General features: G+C 72.2%; 15 protein-coding genes. 6 read left to right on the plus strand and 9 right to left on the minus strand.

The genetic code is table 11. The annotated features are described in order from the left end of the window. The first annotated feature begins 20 nt into the window (after window positions 1-20). Window positions 21-1,580 carry a glycosyltransferase gene (locus AB0J58_RS17845; RefSeq protein WP_364216689.1) on the plus strand — a complete coding sequence of 520 codons (1,560 nt, stop codon included), beginning with the start codon at window positions 21-23 and terminating at the stop codon, window positions 1,578-1,580. A gap of 528 nt (window positions 1,581-2,108) precedes the next feature. Here AB0J58_RS17845 and AB0J58_RS17850 read toward each other — a convergent pair. Together AB0J58_RS17850 and AB0J58_RS17855 are read right to left on the minus strand one after the other, a co-directional pair. Further along, complete coding sequence (locus tag AB0J58_RS17850; protein WP_364216692.1) at window positions 2,109-3,848, minus strand: glycosyltransferase; 1,740 nt, start codon at window positions 3,846-3,848, stop codon at window positions 2,109-2,111. Next, window positions 3,845-4,981, minus strand: a complete 1,137-nt coding sequence (locus AB0J58_RS17855) for a glycosyltransferase family 2 protein (protein WP_364216695.1) — start codon at window positions 4,979-4,981, stop codon at window positions 3,845-3,847. The genes AB0J58_RS17850 and AB0J58_RS17855 overlap by 4 nt, the downstream gene beginning before the upstream one ends. Before the next feature lie 213 nt (window positions 4,982-5,194). Between AB0J58_RS17855 and AB0J58_RS17860 the strand changes: the two genes are divergently transcribed. Genes AB0J58_RS17860 through AB0J58_RS17875 form a run of 4 tightly spaced genes read left to right on the plus strand, consistent with a single transcriptional unit; the run spans window position 5,195 to window position 11,101 of the window. Continuing rightward, entirely contained in the window at window positions 5,195-5,668 is a 474-nt protein-coding gene (locus tag AB0J58_RS17860) for a hypothetical protein (RefSeq protein WP_364216698.1), read from the plus strand. Beyond that, complete coding sequence (locus AB0J58_RS17865) at window positions 5,665-7,374, plus strand: glycosyltransferase (RefSeq protein WP_364216701.1); 1,710 nt, start codon at window positions 5,665-5,667, stop codon at window positions 7,372-7,374. Before AB0J58_RS17860 ends, AB0J58_RS17865 begins: the two co-directional genes overlap by 4 nt. Next, the gene (locus AB0J58_RS17870; RefSeq protein WP_364216704.1) at window positions 7,374-9,296 is read left to right on the plus strand and encodes a glycosyltransferase; all 1,923 of its coding nucleotides are present in this window, start codon (window positions 7,374-7,376) and stop codon (window positions 9,294-9,296) included. The genes AB0J58_RS17865 and AB0J58_RS17870 overlap by 1 nt, the downstream gene beginning before the upstream one ends. Then, window positions 9,293-11,101 carry a glycosyltransferase gene (locus AB0J58_RS17875; protein ID WP_364216707.1) on the plus strand — a complete coding sequence of 603 codons (1,809 nt, stop codon included), beginning with the start codon at window positions 9,293-9,295 and terminating at the stop codon, window positions 11,099-11,101. The genes AB0J58_RS17870 and AB0J58_RS17875 overlap by 4 nt, the downstream gene beginning before the upstream one ends. 115 nt (window positions 11,102-11,216) lie before the next feature. On the opposite strand, the gene AB0J58_RS17880 is transcribed toward AB0J58_RS17875, so the two are convergent. The 7 genes from AB0J58_RS17880 to AB0J58_RS17910 form a co-directional block, all read right to left on the minus strand. After that, complete coding sequence (locus tag AB0J58_RS17880; RefSeq protein ID WP_364216710.1) at window positions 11,217-12,023, minus strand: polysaccharide deacetylase family protein; 807 nt, start codon at window positions 12,021-12,023, stop codon at window positions 11,217-11,219. Window positions 12,024-12,359: 336 nt separating this feature from the next. Beyond that, entirely contained in the window at window positions 12,360-13,808 is a 1,449-nt protein-coding gene (locus tag AB0J58_RS17885) for a methyltransferase domain-containing protein (RefSeq protein WP_364216713.1), read from the minus strand. 820 nt (window positions 13,809-14,628) lie between these two features. Further along, complete coding sequence (locus AB0J58_RS17890) at window positions 14,629-15,921, minus strand: homoserine dehydrogenase (protein ID WP_364216716.1); 1,293 nt, start codon at window positions 15,919-15,921, stop codon at window positions 14,629-14,631. 60 nt (window positions 15,922-15,981) lie between these two features. Next, entirely contained in the window at window positions 15,982-17,364 is a 1,383-nt protein-coding gene (gene lysA, locus AB0J58_RS17895) for a diaminopimelate decarboxylase (RefSeq protein ID WP_364216719.1), read from the minus strand. Between the two features lie 139 nt (window positions 17,365-17,503). After that, window positions 17,504-18,316, minus strand: coding sequence for a neutral zinc metallopeptidase (locus AB0J58_RS17900; protein WP_364216722.1), 813 nt, complete (start codon window positions 18,314-18,316; stop codon window positions 17,504-17,506). Between the two features lie 43 nt (window positions 18,317-18,359). Then, on the minus strand, window positions 18,360-19,016 hold the full coding sequence (locus AB0J58_RS17905) for a DALR anticodon-binding domain-containing protein (protein ID WP_364216725.1): 657 nt from the start codon (window positions 19,014-19,016) through the stop codon (window positions 18,360-18,362). 30 nt (window positions 19,017-19,046) lie between these two features. Continuing rightward, window positions 19,047-20,954, minus strand: a complete 1,908-nt coding sequence (locus tag AB0J58_RS17910) for a glycosyltransferase (protein ID WP_343975744.1) — start codon at window positions 20,952-20,954, stop codon at window positions 19,047-19,049. Between the two features lie 71 nt (window positions 20,955-21,025). On the opposite strand from AB0J58_RS17910, the gene AB0J58_RS17915 reads away from it, so the two are divergent. Further along, complete coding sequence (locus AB0J58_RS17915; RefSeq protein ID WP_364216728.1) at window positions 21,026-22,696, plus strand: asparagine synthetase B family protein; 1,671 nt, start codon at window positions 21,026-21,028, stop codon at window positions 22,694-22,696. Window positions 22,697-22,999: the final 303 nt, after the last annotated feature.

Consider the following 22,999-nt stretch of genomic DNA (forward strand, 5'->3'; position numbering starts at 1 on the left):
CAGACAAGGGGTGCCACATCATGACGGGCGGCGCGGCGGCGGACCTGCCACCGATCCGGCACAACGACTACTCCCCCCTGGACCCGCCCGCGCTCGGCGCGTGGGATCCGGAACTCTCGGTCAGCGTGATCATCCCGGCCCGCGGCGGACAGCACAGGCTCGATCTGGCCCTCGCCTCCCTGGCGGCGCAGACCTATCCGGATCACCTCATGGAGGTGATCGTGGTCGACGACGGCAGCGAACCTCCGCTGCGGCTGCCGGAGATCGTTCCGCGGCACACCAGGCTCGTGCCCACCGACCCCTCGGGCTGGGGCATCGCCCACGCGGTGAACACCGGCGCCGCCCTCGCCGGCGGGCGGATCATCCAGCGCCTCGACGCCGACATGGTCGTCTGCCGCGAGCACATCGAGGCGCTGGCCCGGTGGCACCATCTGGCCGGTTACCTGGTCGCGATCGGCGCGAAGAAGTTCGTCGAGGAGCCGTCGCTGACGGCGGCCCAGGTGCACGACGGTGTGCGCGCGGGCCGGCTGGAGGCCGTCTTCGACCTGGCGGGCGCCCTGCCCAGCTCCACCGAGCAGACGATCTCCCGGACCAACGGCCTGCGGGCCAGCCGCAACCCCTACCACGTGTGCACCGGGCCGACGGTGTCCATGCGGCGCGAGATCTTCCGCGCCGTGGGCGGGGTGGACGCGGAGGTGTTGCGGGGCGAGGACACCGAGTTCGCCTATCGGCTGGCCGCGCACGGCGTGGTCTTCATCCCCGACATGAAGGCCCAGGCCGTGCATCTGGGACTCCCCGCCCAGCGCCGCGACCGGCAGCGGGCGGTACGGGTCGTCGCCCCCTATCTGGCCCACCGGGTACCGCTCCGCCGCGACCTGCGCAAGGACCGCGGCCGCCACTGGCTGGTCCCGTACGTGGAGGTGGTGCTCGGTGCCGAGGGGCCGGAGGAGCAGGTGCGCGAGGCGGTGGGCGCGGCGCTCGACGGGTCGCTCGGCGACGTGGTCGTCACCCTGGTCGCCCCCTGGTCGAAGCTGTCCGCGGAGCGCCGGCCGGTGCTGGACGACCCCCTGTTCGACCTGCGGCTGCTGCGTGAGCACTTCGCCCACGACGAGCGGGTGCGGTTCGCCGACGAGGTCTCCGCGACCCCCGCCCCGATCCCGTTCCGCTACACCGGTCCGGCCTCGGTCCCGCTGGGGCGTGACTCGCTGGAGCGGATGATCGCCGCGATGCAGGACGACCGTTCCGGCATGCTCGTCGTCGATCTCGGCGCCGACGGCGAGGCGACGCTGGAGCGGACCGAGGCGCTGGGCCGGGCGAGACTGCTCGGCGCGGACGACGACGCCGCCGTCGCCGCCGCGGTCAGGGCCACCCACGGTGTGCGGCGCGGCGCGCGGCCGGAGTTCTGGCCCGCCGAGGCGGCGCCCCCCGTTCCGCCCTCGCCCCGCCCGCAGGCTCCGGCCCCCGAACGGAAGAGCGCGCCGCAGGCGGCGAGACAGGGCACCGGGCAGGCCCGGCGGCACCAGGCCCGGGGCGGGTGGAGCACGCTCCTCGGCAGGCTCCGCACCTCCCTCAGGAACTGACCCGTACCGTCGCCGTGGAGGGCGCTCAGGGTCACTCTTCGACAGGGTCGCCCCCGCCCCGAAGGGACTCCCATCGCCGGCGGATTCGACGGTTCAGGCCGCTTCGCCGGCGGCGTGACGCACCGCCCGGGGACCACCGCGCGGCGGACGAGAAGAGAGGATCATGGTCGAGCCTGGGCGCCGTCGACGGTCGGCGAGCCGGAGACCGATGACAGGGCTCCGGGGAGACGGCCACGGCGCGATCCCACCGGTCCCAGTGCAGCTTCCCTAATGGCGCAAACGACCGCGATCAATACAATTCACGAAATATCTCCATGAGGGAGCGGTGTGTGATCGGCTGGACACCAAAGGGTGTTCAAGCTCACATTCCTAACGCCGCACGTATGCACCACTGATATTCAGTCGAACACGGCCGAGCCTGGCACCACCGTGCCGTACCGGGATATCGGCTCCTACCTCCCGCGCGGCGCCGGCGCCGCCGGGAACGAGCGCTGACCGGCGCCGCACGGGAAGGTCGGCGCGGGAAGGTCAGCGGCGGCGGGTGATGGCCCGTTTGACCGAGGAGAGCAGCCCGTACTGGACGACCTTCCTGGCGGCGGCCAGTTCCTTGCGCAGGGTGCCGACCTCGCGCCGCAGCTCGACCGCGCTTTTCCGCCAGCGGCCCGCCTCGTCACGCCACCTGGTCACCTGACCGCGGAGCCGCTCGTTCTCCCCGGTGAGGCGGGCCACCTGAGCCTCGGCCTCGATCCTGGCCCGGTGGGCGCCCCGGCGGCCGACGATGGGGCGGGGCTCGGACGCGAACCCGTAGGTCTCGCCGTCCACCCAGACCACGCCGAAGGTGTCCTCCACGGCGTCGTCAAGGTCCTCTCCCTCCTCCAGCACGATCGCGGCGCGCGCGAACGCGGCGGCGCGCTCCAGCCGCGCCGCGACGATCATCCGCTCCGAGCCCGCTCCGCCCTCGCCGTCCTGTCCCCCCTCGGCCAGGAGCACCGCGACCAGGCCGTAGCCGCCGTCCCCGGCCAGGTCGAGCAGGCGGGCCAGGGTGTCGTCACCGGGCACCCACCCGGCGGGCAACCTGAGCCGGTAGGGGGCGGCGGGACCACCGGCGCGGGGCTGCCGGGAGGCCGCGGACGGGGCGGAGGTGACGGCGGAGGCGGCGGAGGCCTCGTCGACGAAGCGGACCCTGGCCTCGTGGGCGTAGTGGCCGCGGATCAGCACCAGGTCCAGGTCCGGATCCTTCAGGGGGGCGCGCCCCTCCGTGCCGATGCGGTCCCACGGACCGGTGAGGGTGACCGCGACGTCGGGCAGGGTGCCCGCGAGGACGGCGTCGACCGTGGCGCGGACCTCGTCATAGGAGTATCCGGGACCTTCCCGTCCCGTCCCCTCCCCGGGCTCGACGACCACCTCCAGGTACGGCACCTTCCACTGCCTGCTCGGATGGGAGCGGAGCCAGCGGTAGGAGGGGATCCGGTCGGCCACGAACGCGTGGCTGACCCGGTCGATCGGGGCCTTGCCGCGCATGCGCATGGTCGGGCCCAGGTGGAAGGCGCGCGACAGTGGCTCGGGGACGAAGACGGCACCCGCCTGGGCGAGCCGGTAGCCCATCTCGGTGTCCTGGCCGAGGATCAGGTCGGTGTCCATCGGCCCGGCGGCGGCGAACAGCGCCGCGTTGACCGAGGTCGCGCCGCCGACGTGCAGGCTGAACGCGCGGTGCGGGTTGGCGGTGAGGCCGTCGGTGCGCTCGACGAGATCGACCAGCCAGGCATGCGGCTCGGCGGGCTCGAAGAGCTTGGCCAGGTCGTCGGCGGCGGCCACCACCTCGGGAGCGGGCAGCCGGGCCGGCGTGAAACGCAGGTAACCGGTGACCGCCAGATACGGGGCGGCATGGTGCCAGCGCATGTGCGCCTCGACCGACCTGCGGTCGAGAACCACGTCGGAGTCGAGCCAGTGGATCACGTCACCGGTGGCGGCCGACAGACCGGCGTTGCGGGCGTGGGCCCGGCCGGGGGCCGGGCAGACGATCAGGCCGGTGCCCTCCGGGCGGAGTTCGGGCAGGCGCAGCGGCGGGCTGCTGCCGTTGTCGACCACGATGACCTCGGTCAGCGCGGCCGGGTAGGTCTGCACGGCCAGCCCGGCGAGTGCCAGGTCGAGTTTCTCCTGGTCGCCGTAGGCGGGAATGACGACGCTCACCCGGAGCGAGGGCGTCCAGGCCCCCAGGGCGGGCGGTGTGAGGCTCCGGTAGTCGTTACCGGCTATCCGTGCCGTCATCGCGCTTCCAGCATCAGACTCGGGCGGAAACCGCGCCACTGGTTCGACGCGACGCGCAGGAAGTGAGCCAGGGAGAGCCGCCAGGTGTGCTCGGCACCGACCGAACGCCGCAGTACGTAGCCCAGGCCGTGGGTGCGGTAGATGCGCGCCCCCGCGGCGTGCGCGGCCTTCAGCAGCCCGGCGTCGACGCCCCGGGGCAGCGGGGGGAAGCCGCCCGCGTCCCCGAAGGTGTCGGCGGGGAGCAGGATCGTGCCCCCGGCGACGTGCTCGGACCAGACCTCGCTGGCGTAGTCGGTACGGCGGACCGTGGCGTTCAGCGGCTCCAGGTGGAAGAACTCGGCCGCGGTGCCGACGATGTCCGCCCCGGAGTAGGCGCGGGCGAGCAGCAGGTCGGCCAGATGCTCGGGGCCGTACCAGTCATCGTCGTCCCACTTGGCCAGATAGTCGCCCTCCGCCCTGGAGGCGGCCAGGTTGAGCACCTCCCCGAAGGGGGTCTCCTTCGCGGCCTCGACCACCGTGACGGGCAGGGCGCACCCGCGCAGCGCCCGCCTGACCTCCTCGTGCGCGGCGGGCACGCCGTGCAGGCCGAGCAGGACCTCGACCCGTACCCGGCGCTGCCCGGCGATCTGGCCGAGCGCGGCGCCCAGCAGGTGCGGCCGCATGCTGGACATCACGACGCTGACCGTGGGCGGCGTCTCCGCCCTGCCCGTCCCCATCCGGTCGCGGAGCCCGTGGCGGCGTAGTCGCACGCTGTGTTCCTCCCTGCGCAGAGCGGTGACCGACCGGAGGCCTGAGCCGTCGTCCTCCTCGGGTGCCCAGGCCGCGAGCAGGCGGGCCAGCTCGGGATCCACCCAGTCCGGCGAGACGGCGGCGTGCAGCGGCACCCCGGCCGCGGCCAGGCCGGTGACCGCGCCGACCGGAACCTCGGAGGCGGGCCACCGGACGACCAGTCCCCGCAGCGGGCGCAGGCGGGCCACCTCCTCGGCGTCCGGCCGGTCGCCGAGCGGCGAACCGGCCGCCAGCCAGCCCTCACCGGTCCAGGACAGCTCGGCCGTCTCCCCGGCCGCCGACCGCAGGAAGCCCGCCGGTGTGGCGAGAAGGGACGGGGGAAGGGAGATCGACTGCGCGGGCACGACCGAAGGATAGCGAGGTAGGAAGATCCCTTCTCACCACACCTCACACTTGACCCGGGTGATCACCATTAATCACTCACAGCTGTCACACAGGTCACAGAAACCTTGGAATTTCCCATTTCCAGCCATATTTGCACTTGAAGAGCGGATAGCCTCATTTATCTCCCCGTCAATGAACAGGTAATGACAGAGCGGCATGGAAGGTAAGCGCGGATGCCCACGCCCCGAAAACTGACGCTTCTGGCGGCGACCATCGGTCCGGTGGTACTGATCGCGCTGACGCTGCTCGCGGGCACCGATGTCATCTCGGTCACGGCGGCCGTCGTACTCGGCGCGATCGCGACGGTGTTCGCCGTCCAGCTGCTGGCGATCGCGACAGTGCGCAGGGTCGACGGCAAGGCCCTGCGGATCGACGCCCGCGTCAAGCGCTACGAAGCGGAGCTGACCACGGTCAAGGCCGCCACCGAGCGGCTGGACCGGCGGCTGGACGAGATCGTCGAACTGCTCAGGGAGCACGAGCGGAAGCGGGACGAGGACCTGCAGACGATCCTGGTCTCGCTGGGCGAGGACCGGCTGGTCTCCATACCGCAGCGCCAGGAGATGGCGGAGGTGGTCAACGACCTGCTGCCGCGACTGGCCGCCGTGGAGGCGCGGACCGGACAGGCCACCCCGGAGGGAGAGGCGTGAGCGGGGCCGGGCGCGGCGGCCTGGCCGGCCGGAGCGGCGTCCCTCGCGCCGAGGTCGGGCAGAACGACTACGGGCCGCTGCTCCCACCCGACCTGGGCCGGTGGGAGCCCCGGCTCAGGGTGAGCGTGGTGATACCGGCGTACGACTGCCAGGACGCCCTGGACCGCACGCTCGCCTCCCTTGCCGCGCAGACCTACCCCGCGCATCTGATGGGGGTGGTCGTGGTCGATGACGGCAGCGAACCGCCGCTGCGCGTCCCCGAGATCACCCCGGCGGGCACCCTCCTCGTCCGGGTACCGGAAGGCCGCTGGGGGCGGGGCTGGGCCCGTCAGACCGGCGCCGAGGCGGCGGCCGGCGACATCCTGCACTGGGTCGACTCCGACATGATCCTCGACCGGGAGCACGTCGAGGCGCACATGCGCTGGCACCACCTCCTCCCCTACGCCGTCGTGATGGGCGACGTCCGCTTCACCCCCGACGGGACCCGGCCTCGTGCCGGGGAGGTCCTCTCGGCCGTGGAGGCCGGGGACGCGGAGAGGCTGTTCGACGGGTCCGCGCCACACGAGTGGCGGGCGGGCGTGCTGGCGGAGACCCGGTGGCTGCGGGACGCGGGCACCGGGGCCTACCGGCTCCACTCGGGGGCCAGCACATCGGTCCCGGTGGCACTGCTCCGCTCGGCCGGCGGCGTGAACACCGCGTTGAACATGGGCGAGGACACCGATCTCGGCTTCCGCCTCGCGCAGGCGGGCGCGGTCTTCATCCCCGACCCGCAGGCCCGCGGCTGGCACCTCGGCCCGTCCACGGTCATGCTCAGGGAGAAGGAGGTGCACCGGCACAACTGGTCGGTGCTGCCCGACCTCATCCCCGATCTGCGCTGGCTGCGCACCCACCCGCGCAGGACCTGGCTGGTGCCGTACGTGCACGTCGTCGTCGACGTCGGCGGCGCCCGCTACGAGGACGTGCGGGCGAGCGTGGACAGCGCGCTCGCGGGCACCCTCGTCGACGTCGCCGTCACCGTGGTCGGGCCCTGGGCCCGGCTCCCCGCCGGCCGCCACCCCTCCCTCGACGAGCCGCTGCTCGATCTGCGTCTGGTGCACAACCTGTACGCGCATGAGCCACGGGTCTCCTTCGCCGAGGAGGCGCCCGCCGGCTCGGCACCCGCGCCGTTCCGCCTCACCTTCCCCGCCGGGTGGGCACTCGGCGCCGACAGCCTGGCCGAGCTGGTGAAACTCGCCGAGAGCGAGGGGTACGGGCTGCTGAGCGCGGTGCTCGACGAGGGGGCCGACGGGGTCAGGGCGGCCAGGTTGGAGCGCACCGCCGCCTTCGCCAGGGCGGCGCTGGTGACCGGAGGCACTCCAGAGGGTGACATCGGCGGTGACATCGGCGGTGACATCGACGGTGACATCGACGATGCCGTCCACAGGCTTTTCGGCTCCCTGTGGGTGAGTGCCGCCGAGTTCGGCGTGACGACCGCCGGGGAGGCGGAGCCCGTCGCCGGGGACCCCGCGAAGTGGCGGGCCGAGAGCACCCGGTGGAAGCGCGAGGCGGAACGGCTGCGGGGCGAGGTGGAGAGCCTGCGCGCCGAGACCGAGCGGCTGCGGACGGAGGCCGGGCGCGCCCGGAACGAGCGGCGGCGTGGCCCCCTGGGGGGGATCATCCCGACGACCAGGCGGCAGACGGCTCCGCGCCGGGGGAAGAGCGGCTGATGTCCCTGCTGATCGATCTCGTCCGGGCCGCCGGGGAACGGAACGGCAAGCGACGCGTACTCGTCTACTGCGCGGGCTTCGAGACACTCGGCGAGCTGGAGTCGTACGGGGCGATGGACCTCGACGGCGACCTCGACGGCATCCCGCGTCCGGAGGAGGGCGCCGCGGAGATCCTGGTGCTCGCCCGCACCCCGACGGACCTCCGCAGGGCCGCGAGCCTGCAGTCACTGCTGGCCATGGCCACCCGGGTGGTCGTCGCCGTGGAGGAGACACCGCACTGGTACACCGCGCCGGTGCCCTCGCCCACTCCCGCCCACCGCTGGCGGTCGCTCGTCGAGCTCCGGGTCCACCAGCCGGAAACGCCCGCCTGGGTGATCGAGGCGCGGTTCTCCAAACCGGCGCCCGCCGGGCGGACGCTCGCCGCGGCCGCCAGGGCGTTCGCGGGACACCGGATGGACGCCGTCGCCGCGCCCGTCGCCGGTCTGGCCGGCCCCGGGGCGGCCCACTGGCGTCCCGGCGACCCGAACGCGGCCGCGGCTCCGCCCGAAGGGCCGGTCCCCGACAGGTTCGGCGCCCGCGGCGCCGACCTGGTCGTGCGCGCGGTCGGCGAGGCGCCGCCGCCCTGGTCCGGCGACGAGGACCCGGCGGACCGCCCGGTCGCCGAGCTGATGAGCTGGGAGCGGCTCGGCCGCCCCGGCGGCGGCAGGATCCTCCAGGCCGGTCTCGGCGACCTGTCAGAACCCCGGACCGTCCCACCGGTCGACGACCGCTCGGTCAACCCCATGGGCTTCGTCACCGTACCGTCCCTCGGCACCGCCGATCTGTCCGTGGAATCCGGCCGCTGGGCGATCACCTGCGATGGCCGGACCCTCACCGCCTTCGCGGCCTCCGGCGCCGTCACGGACGTGGACGTCAACCGGATCAGGCAGGTCAGAGGGGTACGGGTGGACTGGCGGCGCGGCCACAGCGGCCCGGTGGCCGCGCTCCGCGTCGTCACCGGGCTGGCGGCGGCCGGGGTGCCGCTGGTCTCCGAGGCCGTGCCGCGCTGGGCGGGCGCCCTCGGCCCCGAGCTGGCCAGACTGATCACCTCGGTCGACGAGCCCGTGCTCAAGGACGACCTGGAGCGCGAGGAACACAGCATCCGGCTGCGCCGCGAGGCGCTGCGCGGCCACGGCGTCCGCGCCCGCTGGGAACAGCTCGGTGCCCCCGCGAGGCCCTCGCAGCCGGTCTCGGTGCTGCTCGCCACCCGCCGCCCGGAGATGGTGGGCTTCGCGTTGGAGCAGCTGGCCAGGCAGCGCGGCGCCGAGTTCGAGGTGATCCTCGCCCTGCACGGCATCCCGGCGACGCATCCCGGCGTGGCCGGGGCGCTGGCCTCCTTCGAGCGGCCGGTCACCGTGTTCGAGGCGAGCGAGGAGAGCGTGTTCGGGGCCGTGCTGAACGAGGCCGCGGCCAGGGCGTCGGGATCGTTCCTGCTGAAGATGGACGACGACGACTGGTACGGGCCCGACTTCGTCTCCGACCTGCTGCTGGCCCACTCCTACTCGGGGGCCCAGGTGGTGGGCATGGTCCCGGAGTTCGTCTACCTCGCCTCGATCGGGGTGACCGTCCACCGCGAGCAGGTCACCGAGCAGATCACCAACTTCATCGCCGGAGGGACCATCTTCGCCGAACGCTCCGCCTTCGAGGCCGTGGGCGGCTTCCGTCCCCTGCCCGGCACGGTCGACGCCCAGTTCCAGCACGCCGTACAGGCCGCGGGCGGGCAGATCTACCGCACCCAGGGCCTGGGCTACATCCTGCGGCGCGGCAACGTCGCCGACCACACCTGGCGCGAGCCGATCGGCACGTTCCTGCGACGGAACAAGCGCCAGTGGCGCGGCTTCCGGCCCAGCGCGCTCATGGAACTCCCCCCGGAGGCCCCGTGAACACGCCGCGCGCACCGCGGGTCCCGGCCGGGGAGCCCACGGACACACCGAACACACCGGACGCACCGGACGCACCGCCGGTTCCGGCCCAGGCCGCCGCGCCGCGGATTCCCGGCAACGACTACGGGGTGCTGCCGGCGCCCGCCCTCGGCGCGTGGGAGCCGCGCCTGCCGGTGAGCGTGGTGATCCCCGCCAGGGGAGGGCAGGACAGGCTCGACCTCACCCTGGCCGGGCTCGCCGCCCAGACCTACCCCGCTCACCTCCTTGAGGTGATCGTCGTGGACGACGGCAGCGCGCCCCCGCTCCGGCTTCCCGAGATCGCCCCCGAACGCACCCGGATCGTTCCCGGCGCCCCCGGCCGCCGGGGCATCGCCTGGGCCCTGGAGACCGGCACCGCCGTCGCGGACGGCGAGGTGATCCACCGGATGGACGCCGACATCGTCTCCTACCGGGAGCACGTCGAGGCGCACATGCGCTGGCACCACCTGGCCGGCTACCTGGTGGTGCTGGGGACGCTGCGCTTCACCGCCATGACGGGCACCCCGCCCACCCCCGCCGAGGTCCAGATCGCCGTGGCCAAGGACAAAGCGGACTCCCTCTTCACCGAGGATCCCGAGCATGGGCACGACTGGATCGCCGAGCTCGTCGCCGCGCACCGCGGCTTCCGCGACGCGCCCAACTCACTGCTGCACCGCGTCCACGTGGGCGCGACGGTCTCGCTGCCGGCCGCCCTGCTGAAGGAGGCGGGAGGGCTGGACACCTCCCTGCGGCTCGGCGAGGACACCGAGCTGGGCTACCGGCTCACCCAGACGGGCGCGGTGTTCGTCCCCGACGCCGAGGCGCTGAGCTGGCACCTGGGCACGACGACCGCCATGCGCAGGCCCGCGGACGTCAGGCGGCACAACGACCCGTTCATCGCCGACCGGGTCCCCTACCGGCGCCACCTGCGCACCGACGCGGGCCGGCAGTGGCTGGTCCCCTACGTCGACGTCGTGGTGGACGCCCGAGGCGCCTCCTTCGAGGACGTCAGGGCGAGCGTCGACGGGGCACTGGCCAGCAGCCTGCCCGACGTGCGCGTCACCCTGGCCGGGCCGTGGGCGTCACCCGCGGGCGAGCGTCATGGAGCCGCGGGCGGGCCGCTGGACGACCCGCTGCTCGACCTGCGGCTGTTGCGCGGCCAGTACGCCCACGACGGCCGCGTCTCCTTCGTCGAGCGGGTCCCGCCGACCTCGGCTCCCGCGCCGTTCCGGCTCGTCTGCCCGGCCGGCTGGGTGCCCGGGACCGAGTCGCTGGCCATGCTGGTCGAGCGGGCGGAGCAGGACGACGAGGGCCTGCTGCTGGTGGCGCTGGACGAGGACGAGTCAGGGGTCCTGGCCGCCCGCCTGGAGCGGACCTCCGCCGTGGCGAGGGCGAGGCGGGTGGCCCGCGAGGACGAGCCGCTCGACGACGTGATCGCCGAACTGCACGGCGCGACCTGGCTGGACGCGGAGTCCTGGCGGCTGCGGCCGGCGGCGCACGCCTACCCCTACTGGGCCACGAACCGCAACCGGGAGGCCGTGCGCTGGCGTGCGGCGGCCGAGTCGCGGGCCCGGGAGGCCGAGCGGGCCCAGCGGCAGATCGCCGCGCTCAAGGCCGAGCTCAAGGAGTTGCGCGCGGTGGCCGCCAAGGGCCGCCGCGACACCGCCAGGTGGAAGGAGAAGGCCGAACAGCGCCGCCTGGAGGCCGTCGCCCTGCGCCAGGCCCGGCAACGCTCCCTGCTCGGCCGCGCCGCCCGCGGTCTCCGCAGGCTCACCGAGGGCTCCTGACGGCCTTCCCCCGCACCGGGACCCCGGCCTGCCCGGATCGCCTGGACCGGATCCGTGAAGATCACGGTCCAGGCGGCCCTGCGCGGATCGCGGGAAGGTCCCGAGGGGGCCGTTCTCAGCCGGGCACGGGGCGGTAGCGGGCGCCGACGGCACTCTGCAGCGTCTTCACCACGGTGCCGCGGGACTTGCGCGCCGCCAGCCAGTCGAGGAAGGGGTTCAGCCGCTCGGGAGTCACCGAGTAGAGCCCGCAGCGGTCGCAGACCCGGTGGAACACCAGCGGGACCAGGCCGCCACCGCTCTTCTCCGCGTTGAGCACCTGCTGTTTCATGTGCCGCAGCAGGGTGTCCTCGCGGACGGAGCTCGGCGTGCGGATCTCGTAGCGGTCCTTCGGGCGGGTGGTCTCGCTCGCCGGGCAGCCGGGGCACTTCCACTCCCTGAGCCCGCCGACCGAGCGGGCCGCGTCGTAGCCGCACCGCCTCGCCACCGCCTTGGCGTCGGAGTCGACCGCGCCGAACGGGTAGGCGAGGGTGGCCGGCCGGTACCCCCACGCCACCAGCCTCCTGCGGTCGTCGCAGATCTGCCCCTCCTGCTCGCTCTGGGTCAGCTCGGTGAGGCGGACGTGGGTCAGCGTGTGACCGCCGATCTCGTGGCCCTTCCCGGCTATCGCGGCGAGGTGGCGACGGGTCAGCTTGAGCTCGTCGCCGATGGTGTCGGTGTTGATGTAGAACGTTCCACGCATCCCGCGTCTCTCCAGCATGCGGGCCACGGCCAGGTGCGTGGAGTCACCGTCGTCGAAGGTGAGCGAGACGACGGTCTCCACCTTCTTGACGGGTTTCGCGGACTTCGCCTGACCGACCTGTCCCGGCGCCATCGCGATGGCCAGCGCCACCGCCGGCACCACCACCAGGCGAACGATCTTCACGGTGAACTCTCCTTCCGGGAGGCGTGGGCGCCCCAGGAGGCTGGGAGTCGTACGGGCGCGGACGATCACCGCGAGGAGGACGGCGAAGTCATTCAGCGAACCAGGCACACGGGAAATCACTATATAAGCCCATCGGGCCAACTAAATGATCTACCAGCAAACTCCCAGGAAGCCGATGCCGACCCGGCATGGCCCGGCCCTCTTCCGGACGCCGGCCGAGTCCGCCGGTCGGATCGGTCCCCATGGCACGCGACGGCCGGCGCGCCGTTCCCGCCACCGGAAAGATCATTGGTTCGGGATCGGACAGACGGGCGGGCCCTGCCGGCGCTCTCGAGGTCAGCGCCCGTTCTCACGGGAAGGACGGCTGCGATAGACCTGGGTCTCGATGTTCAAACTCATCTCGCATTCCGCGCCGAAGTAGAAGTCCTGCGCCTCCTTGAAGACCTCCTCGACACCTCTCTGCGCACGCACAAAGGACAGGAGTCCCCAGGCGTCCGCCCGCCCGATACGGATCTCATCCGGGCCGAAGGCCGGTTGCGAGCCTCCCGTGTTGCGCACCGTCGTCGAGAAACGGCGGACAGGTTCGAAGCCGAACTGCTCGGCACGTCCCGGCAGGTCGGTCAGGAACGTGCGATCGCCGGCGTAGTTGCGGTTGTGCGTCTCGATCATCCTACGGATCACGTCGGGACCACGGAAGCTGTCATCGTTGACATCGACCACGTACAGGAGTCCGCCCGGCCGCAGCACCCGCCGCATCTCAAGCAGGGCCAGGTCCGGACTACGAAGGTGAACGAACACGAAGTTCGCCGTTATCACGTCGTGTGACGAATCGGCTTCACCCGTGGCGTAAGCGGTGCCCTCGCGGAACGTGATTTCCGGAAAGCTCGACCGGGCCCTGGCGAGCAGCTGAGGTGAGGGCTCCACCCCCCGCACGCGATACCCGGCGAGCGGCTCCTCCCGCGCGACCGCCGCCAGGTACTCCCCGGGCCCGGTGCCGATGTCGAGCAACGAGGCGGGCGCGGACGGGAACGGCGTCGACGCCAGACGCGACCGCTGCTCGGCAGCCATCAGCCGGCCCTGCGCGGTCAGGCGCGGCATCTCGGCCTCAATGGACAGCGGCTCCAGATAGTGGTTCTCGGCCCCGAGGCGTTCGGCCGCCAGCACGTCGCCGCGCCCGCTCTCCACCAGAAACCGGACGAGCGAAGGGACGGAGATCCGACTGCCGCTGGGCGCCGGTTCCTTGTCCAGGGCCCGGTTCTTGAAATAGAAATCCTCTACGGCCTCTTCTCCTTCCACTGTCATCACCGTGCGCACATCGTCAGCGGAACCGATGTCGGCGTGCCTGACGAAATTCCGCCTGGTGTACCGATCGATAAGGTTACGGTGCTGCCCCCTGACGAGAAGGAAAAAGCGGTCCGGCCGCAGCGACTCGCAGATCTGGCGCAGCATCGAGGTACCTATGCGTTCACTGACATGACGCCCCCGATGCTCGGCGAGTTCAACTCGCTTGCCGATCCGAACCGTCAGCCCGTCCACTTTCTGCAGTTCCAGAGCGGACAGCTCAGGCGCCCCCGGCTCATAAAGATAAGCCGATATCACGGCGATGATCTCTCCGTTGAGCATGGCGCCCAGGTGAAGGCCCTCCGGGTCCTTCTCGTGGTTCACCATCTCCTCTCCCCAGCCTTGTTCGGTCGCGAACACATGCCGCCGGAGCCCGAGAATCATCTCGCTGTAGTCGTTCCAATTCAGCCAGCGCGCTTGGATCTCACTGCTGTTTCCGGTCACCGAACGCCTCCTAGTGAATTCATGGCCGATTCACAGAAATTCCATGGTTTTTCAAAGCCGACCGGTCGCGGATCGGGGACCGGCCGGCGCGTTCGCCTCTTTCAGCGAGCCGGACGCCCGGCCTCGGCGAGCACTCATTCAAACCCCCCGCCCGAACTTCGGGTGGGCGTGGCCTATCCGGGCCGCCGTGACCCGCCGCGCCTCCAGCAGGTACTTGACCTCTCGGTCCATGATCAGCCCGCTATGATCACGACGTTACGAACGGCTACTTGCGGCTGACTTGCAACTCAACGATCCGGCACTCAACGCCCTGCCGGTCGTCCCGATCTCCCTGGACACGGCGAAGAGCCGGGGGGCGTATATGGACCTGTGTCGCGCCGAGATTCACGATCTTGGCCGGAGAAAGGGCGGAGACCCACTCGGCACATGTCGTATGAGGGCGCGAGGCGTCCAGTCGGCGCTGGAGGCACGCTACCCGCCGACGAACTTCGAGACGGCGCGGATCGCGGGCGAGGCGAGGACGGTGACCGGCCGCGGCGGCCTCACCTCGTCGGGTACGCCGTGTTCACGGCCAGGCGTGTCCTTGTCGAACCGCCGGGCCGGGAGCCGTTTCCTACGGCACCCGCAACCGCTTCCGGCTCAGCGCGATGATCTGGGCTCTGCGGATCCAGCCGGCCGGGGCATGTCGCGCGCCGGCCGGTTCACGGATCTCGCGCTCATCAACCGTTTCGTGCGGCGTCCGCCCGGACGGAGGCCACGACACTGCCCCACCGGGCCTTGACGGTACGTCTCGTCTGACCGCTCGAAAAGGAATGGAGCACTAGGAAGCGTCCTCTCCCTCGACGCGCATGACGCTCACCACGTCGCGGACGATGTCCAGCTCGCGCAGGCCCTCGATGGTGGCCGAGAGCGCGGCGTCGCTGGCCCGGTGGGTGACCAGCACGAGCTGGGCGTCCGCGCCGTGGCCCTCCTGGCGGACGGTCTGGATGGAGACGTCCTGCTTGGCGAACATGTCGGCGACCCTGGCGAGCACGCCGGGCTTGTCGGCGACGTCCAGCGAGACGTGGTAGCGCGTGACGGTCTCGCCCATCGGGTGCACGGTCAGGTCCGCGTAGGTGGACTCCTCCGAACCCCGGGTGCCCGCCAGCACGTTGCGGGCCACGGCCACGATGTCGCCCAGCACCGCGCTCGCGGTCGGCGCGCCGCCGGCGCCCGCGCCGTAGAACATGAGCTGGCCGGCGGACTGCGCCTCGACGAACACGGCGTTGTACGCCTCGCGGACCCCCGCCAGCGGATGCGTCCGGGGGATCATCGCCGGGTGCACCCGTACGCCGAACGACCTGCCGTCCTCCGAGCGGGCGCAGATCGCCAGCAGCTTGATGACGTAGCCCATGGCCTTGGCGCTGGCCACGTCCGCCGCGGTGATCTCGGTGATGCCCTCGCGGTGCACGTCGGCGGCCGTCACCCGGCTGTGGAAGGCGATCCCGGCGAGGATCGCGGCCTTGGCCGCGGCGTCGAAGCCCTCCACGTCGGCGGTGGGGTCCGCCTCGGCGTAGCCCAGCGCCTGGGCCTCCCCCAGCGCGTCGGAGAACGAGGCCCCGGTGGAGTCCATCTTGTCGAGGATGTAGTTGGTGGTGCCGTTGACGATGCCGAGCACGCGGTGGACGTGATCCCCGGCGAGCGACTCGCGCAACGGGCGGACCAGCGGGATCGCGCCCGCGACGGCGGCCTCGAAGTAGAGGTCGGCGTTGCCGGCCCTGGCCGCGGCGTGGACCGTCGCGCCGTCCTCGGCGAGCAGCGCCTTGTTGGCCGTGACGACGGACTTGCCGCTGTTCAGCGCGGCCAGGATGAGCGCCCTGGCCGGCTCGATCCCGCCGATCACCTCGATGACGATGTCGATGTCGTCCCGGGTGACCAGGGCCTCGGCGTCGGTGGTGAGCAGGGCGGGGTCCACCTCGGCGTCCCGCCTGCGGCCCAGGCGCCGCACGGCCACCCCGGCGAGCTCCAGCGGTGCCCCGATGCGTGCGGCGAGGTCGTCGGCCTGCTCGTGCAGGAGCCTGACCACCTGGGAGCCGACGACTCCGCACCCCAGAAGTGCGACTTTCAGCGCCATACGATCACGCCCCCCTCTCGCCCACGCCACGCACGGGTTTCTCGTCCGCTCCTGGTCGTTTCACAGCTGTCCTCTCAGCAGGTCGTCCTCGGTCTCCCTGCGGACGATCACGCGGGACGCCCCGTCCTTGACCGCGACCACGGCGGGCTTGGGGAGGTAGTTGTAGTTGTTGGCGAGCGAGCGGCAGTAGGCGCCGGTGCCCGCGACGGCGACCAGGTCGCCGGGAGCCAGGTCGCCGGGGAGCCACAGGTCGCGCACGACGATGTCGCCGCTCTCGCAGTGCTTGCCGACCATCCGGGAGAGCATCGGCTCCGCGGCGCTCTCCCTGGAGGCCAGGCGCGCGGTGTACTCGGCCCCGTAGAGGGCGGTGCGGAGGTTGTCGCTCATGCCGCCGTCGACGCTGACGTAGGTGCGCAGCCCCTCGACGTCCTTGATCGTGCCGACCTCGTAGAGCGTCACCCCGGCGAGCCCGGCGATGCCCCTGCCGGGTTCGACGGTGAGCTTGGGCACCGGCAGGCCGGCGTTCCCGGCCACCTTGCTGACGATCTCCCGCAGGCTGTCGGCGATCTCCTTGACGTCGAGCGCGACGTCACCGTCGACGTAGGGGATGCCGTAGCCACCGCCGAGGTCGAGCTCGGGCAGCACGACGTCGTGCTCGTCCTTGATCTGCACCAGGAGCTTGGCCAGGCGGCCCGCGGCCACCTCGAACCCCGCGGTGTCGGTGATCTGGGAACCGATGTGGGAGTGCAGGCCGACGAGTTCCAGCTGGGGCAGGGCGAGGATCCGCCTGGCCGCCTCCGCCGCCGCGCCGGAGCTCAGCGAGAAGCCGAACTTCTGGTCGTCGTGGGCGGTCGCGATGAACTCGTGGGTGTGGGCCTCGACGCCCACGGTGACCCGGATCATCACCTGGGGGCGCCTGCCGTACTTGTCCGCGAGGAAGCCCAGGCGGGCGATCTCCTCGAAGGAGTCGGCCACGATGTGCCCGACACCGGCCTCGACGGCCCTCTCCAGCTCGGCGAACGACTTGTTGTTGCCGTGCATGGTGATCCGCTCGGGCGGGAATCCGACGCTGAGCGCGACGGCGAGCTCGCCGGCGCTGCACACGTCGAGGCCGAGGCCCTCCTGCATGATCCAGCGGGCGACCTCGCGGCACAGGAACGCCTTGCCCGCGTAGTGGACCTCGCCCCCGGAGAACGCGCCGGCGTAGTCGCGGCAGCGGGAGCGGAAATCCTCCTCGTCCACCACGTAGAGCGGGGTGCCGTGCTCGGCGACCAGGTCCCTGACGTCCACGCCACCGATCGTGATCGAGCCGTCGGCTCGGCCCGACGTTCGCGGCCAGATGGTCGGGTCGAGCGTGTTCAGGTCGGCGGGTGCGTGCGGAGGGCGCTCCTCGGGCAGCACTTCGGCATGCCGGTCACCGGCGGGATGGGCGAATCGACTCACCCGATCGAGGCTATCGGACCCGGTGATCCCCCTGAGACGATTGCCCACCTATCGAGACGCGATCGCCCTCGAACACGCGAACTTTTTACGTTATTGACCACTTTGGCGACATATTTTAATGTCGCGTCGCGACAAGATCTCAGGAGACCCGCTCGGCGGGAGCTCCCCAGGTGTTACAGGACGCCACCGTGCCGCCCTCCTGGCCGCGCCGCATCCACTCGGCGCTGCTGGCGCCCGAGCCGTGCGACTGCCGGTAGCCCGCCTCCGTGCCGTCCTCGACGCCGGAGTCGCGTCCGGCGAAGCCGCGCAGGCTCTCCAGCCGGCGCGGCGTGGCGACGCGCAGCGTCGCCGCCGCCAGGCAGTCCGCCTGGAGTTCCAGCCGCCGCGACCACGCCTCGTCGAAGGCCTCGGAACCTCTCTGGTCGGCGATCCCGCTGACCTCCTGGACGTGGTGGGCGTACTCGTGGGCGAGCGTGAACATCATCGGGAAGGCCCGTTCGTCCTCGACCAGCACGTTGACGACGCGAGAGTCGGGACAGTAGATCCCGGCCCAGTCGTAGTCGTCGATCCCGCACGCGGCCGCCTCGGGGGCGGCGATCAGCCGTACCTCCTCCGGCGGTGCGTAGTCGATGCCCGCCTTCGCCAGGGTGTCCGCCCACATCCGGTCCAGGCATCCGGCGAGGGCCTTCAGCGACGTGCGGGCGTCGGCGTCGAGGTCTCGCGGGAGCGTGCCGCAGCGGGCGTCGATCGGTCCCGTCTCCTCGTACAGGCGATGCGTCGCCGCGGCCGAGCGGGGCGAGCCCGGCGCGGTTCCGAGGAGCTCGCGCAGGTCGCCTCCCAGATAGGCGAGCCCGCCGAGGATCACCGCGAAGGCGAGGAACATCGGCAGCACCCGACGGATCATCCCGGGGCGGCGCGGCTCGTACGCCTCCCAGTCGCGAGGACCGCCCATTCGCCGCTCTCCTGATCCTTTTGATCTTCTTTGAGAGGGTTTATCACAACCTGTCAGGGGCCGTCTCGCCAAGCGCCGCCAGCGCCTCGGCCAGCACGTCCCGTACCGCCCGCGCCAGGCGTACGCGGGCGGTGTGCAACTCCGACGGCTCCTCGTCACCGGCGGGGAGCGCGGCGGCCCCCTCGAAGGCGTCGTGGTAGGCCAGGGCCAGGTGCTCGGCGTAGGCGGCCCATCCGGGATCCCGGCTCACCCGCCTGCCGTGCACCTCGGCCAGCGACCTGAGCACCGCCCTGTCCCTGCGGTCGTCGAGCAGTTCGGGCCTGAAGTTCCCGCCGACACCCAGCTCCGCCGCCCAGCGCTGCACGGCGACCGCCCGCGCGTGCGCGTACCTGACGACGAACCCGGGGTTGGCCCACGTCCTGGGGAGGTCGTCCCACGGGGACGTGCCCGTGACGGGTGGAACGGGCCCGCCGATCTCCGTGACGAGCTCGCCGGGCACGGACACCGCGATCTCCAGGAAACCGCCGGCCAGCACCCGGACGGCCGCGATGCCCGGCAGCGCGCGGAGCCGGCCGGCCGTCCTCTCCGGGTCCTCTCCCCGGCGCAGCGCGGCCGGGGAGAGGTAGATCGCCTCCCCGGCCCACGTCCCCTTGGGGATCGGCGGCAGGCCGAGGACCTCACCGAGCGCGCCTGGCCTCATCGGATCAGCCTAGGGTCCGGACGTACGCGCTCAGATCAGCGCGTGCGGGTCGGCCGGGCCGTAGTCGACGAGCTGGGCCGAGCCGAGCAGCCAGCGGTCGCGGTCACGGAGGCAGACGTAGCCGAAGCGGTCCGCGGAGAAGACCTTGATCCCGTCCGCGCGGCACTGGCGCATCAGCACGTCGGCCCAGTTCTCCGAGACGTCGGCGAAGCCGATGCCGCGCAGCACCGCACGGCGGGCCAGCAGGGTGGCCCCCGCGACGTCGGGAAGGTAGGAGTACTCCGCCGAGGGCTGGCGCAGCACCGTCGCCGCGACGTCGCGCAGGTGGGCGTAGTAGGCCGCCTTGCCGACGATGTCGGCGCTCGCGAACAGGAACGCCCGGCTGAGATCGGTCAGGTAGTGCTCTCCGTACCGGTCACGGGCGTCCATGACCGCCACCAGGTCCCCCTGGCACAGGTCGAGGGCGCGGTTGAGCATGCCGCCCGTGGTGAGGCCGGGGTCGGGGCGGCGTACCGTGACGTGCACCTGGTCGGGCAGCGCGGCACGGGCCCGCGCGGCGGCGTCCGGGACGTCCGAGAGCAGCACCAGCTGGACGACGCCCTTCTGCGGCGCGACCTGGGCCAGCGTGTAGTCCAGGTCGCCCCGGTCGATCATGATCACCGAGATGTTCAGGGTGGCCCGGCCGCTGGGCAGGCCGATCGCGTCCAGCAGATCGTCGACCTTGTTGGTCATCGTGCCCGAGGCGTACGCCTGGCGGAGCGCCAGGTGGGCCCGGCGTGGGTCGGGCTCGCTGCCGATGGAGGTTCCGCAGGCGGCCAGCTCGGCCATCCGCCAGGGCTCGGTGCCCGGCGGGCAGTCGACCGCGACAGGCCAGCGGTAGGAGGTGAGCACGTCCGGATACGACAGGTGCCCGGGGAGCAGTTCCTCCAGCGAGAGCACCCGCTCGAACCGGTCCCCGGCCAGCGGCAGCGGGTTGTGCACGCGCGGCTGGATCGCGAAGGGCAGGATTCCCAGCGAGGGCGCCCGGCGGCCGGGCTCGGGCTCCTGGGCCGCCAGCGCGGCGCCCCAGGCCCCCACGGACTTGGGCAGCGCGGTCACCACGTGCTCGAACAGCCTGGCCGCGGCGACGAATCCGGCGACCTCGCCCCCGGTATGCCAGAAGACCGTGCGGATGCCCCGCTCCGCGCACCAGGACAGCAGGGCGCGCAGCCCCTGGCCCGGCTCGCGCAGCTCCGGTGCCCACGGCCCCTCGGTCACCGACTCGACCAGCAGCAGGTGCGGGACCTCCGCCGCCAGCACCCGGGCGAAGTCCTTGGGCGTGAAGCCGGTGCTCTGGCGCCACTCGTAGCGCAGCAGTGCCTCGCCGTGCGGCGTGGCGATCACGGCGGCGGTCAGGTGCGGGCGGGTGTTCGGCCCGGTCGGGACGCGAAACGGCTTGAGCTTGACCGACCTGCCGCCGACGGTCCTGACGGAGCTGGTGGCCTGGAAGGACGCGCCGGGCACCACCGCCTTGTCGCCGCTCTTGCGCGGCACCGGCTGGCGCTTGGGAGCGGTCGGGCGTTTGGCGGGCTTGGCCGCCCCGCGCAGGCCACGTGCCAGCCGCACCGGGTTGCTCTTGCCCGTCTTGATCGCGTCGCCGAGCCGGGACCAGCGGGCCACCTGCACCGAGGAGAGCTTCCACCTGGCCACCTCGGCCTGGTAGCGCTGCTCCGCCAGGTCCTTGCGGAGCTTCTCCTCGGCCGCGTTCGCCGCCTCCAGCCGCTCCTCGGTCTCGCTGAGCAGTTCTCGCACCCCGCGTAGTTCTTCGGTCACCCGCTCCGCGTCAGCGATCTTGGCCTGTGCCGCGTCAAGCAGACGGGCCAGCTCGGAAGCCCTTTCCGCGTGGGCCACCGCCTCCCGTAACGCCTGTCGTGTGCTTTCGAGTTGGTCGCCCGTCACGCCGTCCTCCGTTTCCTCAGCCGGGCGAAAGGATACCCTTTGCTCAATCGCGACATAGAGGAGTCAGCACGGTGCAGTGGCCGACGTTCAATGTGAGGCCGTACGTCTGCGGCGGCATCGGGCACCTCGACGAGGCGGTCCTGGAGACGCTGCGCGGGGCGGGACCGCGGGTCGGGCCCGCCGTCCAGAACCGGCACGCGACCCTGTTCAGCTCCTCCCCGCTGCCGCCCTACCGGCGGGACGAGCACAGCTGGGCCTTCGCCTGGGGGGAGCGCAAACCCGGCGGGGCGGCAGCGGGGAAGGCGCGGTGGATCACCGTGGCCGAGACCTACGAGACGCCCGGCCTGATCGACGACGGCGAGCGGATCACCCTGCACGCCGGCGGCCTCGGCCTCGTGGACGTCTACTACCTGTTCCGCGGCGGGGCGCTCTACTTCTCCTCGCTGCTCGAACCGCTGCTCTCCCTGGCGCGCACCCCGTACGAGATCAACTGGGACGCCTGGGCCTCGATCATCCAGCTCACCTTCCCGCTGCGCGACGACACCCCCTACACGCAGGTGAAGCGGCTGGCCGGGGCGAGCGCGCTGGTCTTCGACCGGGCGTCGGGCCGGATCTCCGTCGAGCGGATGCTGCCCCGGTGGCTGCGCGAGGAGCCGTACGAGGCGGGAAGGACCGCCGGGGAGATCCTGGAGATCCTGCACGAGGTCTACAAGGAGCTCGACGGGCGCCCGCTGCTCGTACCGGTCAGCGGCGGCTACGACTCGCGGCTGCTCTGCTCGGTGGCGGTGGCCCGCGGCGCCGACGTGGAGTCGTGGACGACCAGTCCCGACGACGGCACCGACACCGACATCGTCTTCGCCAAGGCGATAACCCGCGAGCTGGGCGTGCGCCACCGGGTGATCCCCCAGGACGCCGCCGCCTATCCCGACGACGCGCTGGCCGCGGCACGACGGCTGGAGTTCCTCACCCCGCACCACGCCTGGTACACCCCCTTCGCCCGCGAGGTGCACCGGGCCGGGCGGACCCTGGTCGACGGGCTGGCCGGGGGGCCGCTGCTGAAGAACTTCATGGTCAGCGGGGCCGCGCTGGAGGCCTCCGACCAGGCCGGGCGCAAGGCCGCGCTGCTCGGCTCGCTGGCGCTCGGCTCCCCCTCCACGTCCTTCCTGTCGGAGCGGGCGCAAGAGTGGATCACCGACAGCGTCGGGCACGCCTTCACCCAGTCGACCTCCATGCTCAACGGCCACCGGGCGGAGCTGCCGCTGTCGGTCCTGCACACCAGGACGGCGCGGGGCATCGCCCGCTCCCCGGTCAACCTGGTCGGCCCCGAGGTCTCGTTCACGGCGCCGTTCATGCACCCCGACTTCTTCGACGCGGCGCTCTCCGTCGGGGTGAACCGCAAGGACCAGGGGCGCTTCTACCGCGAGCTGCTGTACGCGGCCAACCCGCGGGTGGCCGCGCTGCCCTCCACCAACGTGGTCAAGCAGCCGCTGGCGCGGGTCCCGCTCCGCTCGGCCGCCGCACCCGCCAGGGAGTACGGCCACCGGATGCTCACCCTCGTCGCCGACGCCGTGCCCTCGCTGCTCTCCGAGCAGTTGCACACCGTGATCGCCGAGGGCCCCGACGGCCTGACGCGGTTCAACGGCTGGAACGACCGTTTCTGGGTGCGCGGCCTGGTGCTGTTCGGCGCCTGGCTCGGCGACTACCAGGACCGGCTGCCCGACCTCACCCCGCCCTGGAGCTGACCTCCTGACGCCTCCGCCCGCCGGGGCCCTACCACACGGCCCCGCGGAGTTTTCCTGCGCCCCCGGAATCGGGCTCGGCCCCCCTGCGGGAACGCCGGAGCGCGTCCCCGCCGCACCGCGCGCGCCCCGGCCGGGGCCGCCGCCATAAGCCGAGGTCACCCCGTTGGGGCGTGTCGTGTTTCAGGCAGGAAAACAGTAAGCGACGCGGCGATTACGCGGGCATGGCGCGATGCGCGCCCCGATTCCGTGTGACAGAGGCGACCTCCCCTGCCAAGAGGGCTTCGACGGGTTCACTCGGCTGGT

This window comes from Streptosporangium sp. NPDC049644, from assembly GCF_040675205.1.
Taxonomy (GTDB): domain Bacteria; phylum Actinomycetota; class Actinomycetes; order Streptosporangiales; family Streptosporangiaceae; genus Streptosporangium; species Streptosporangium fukuiense.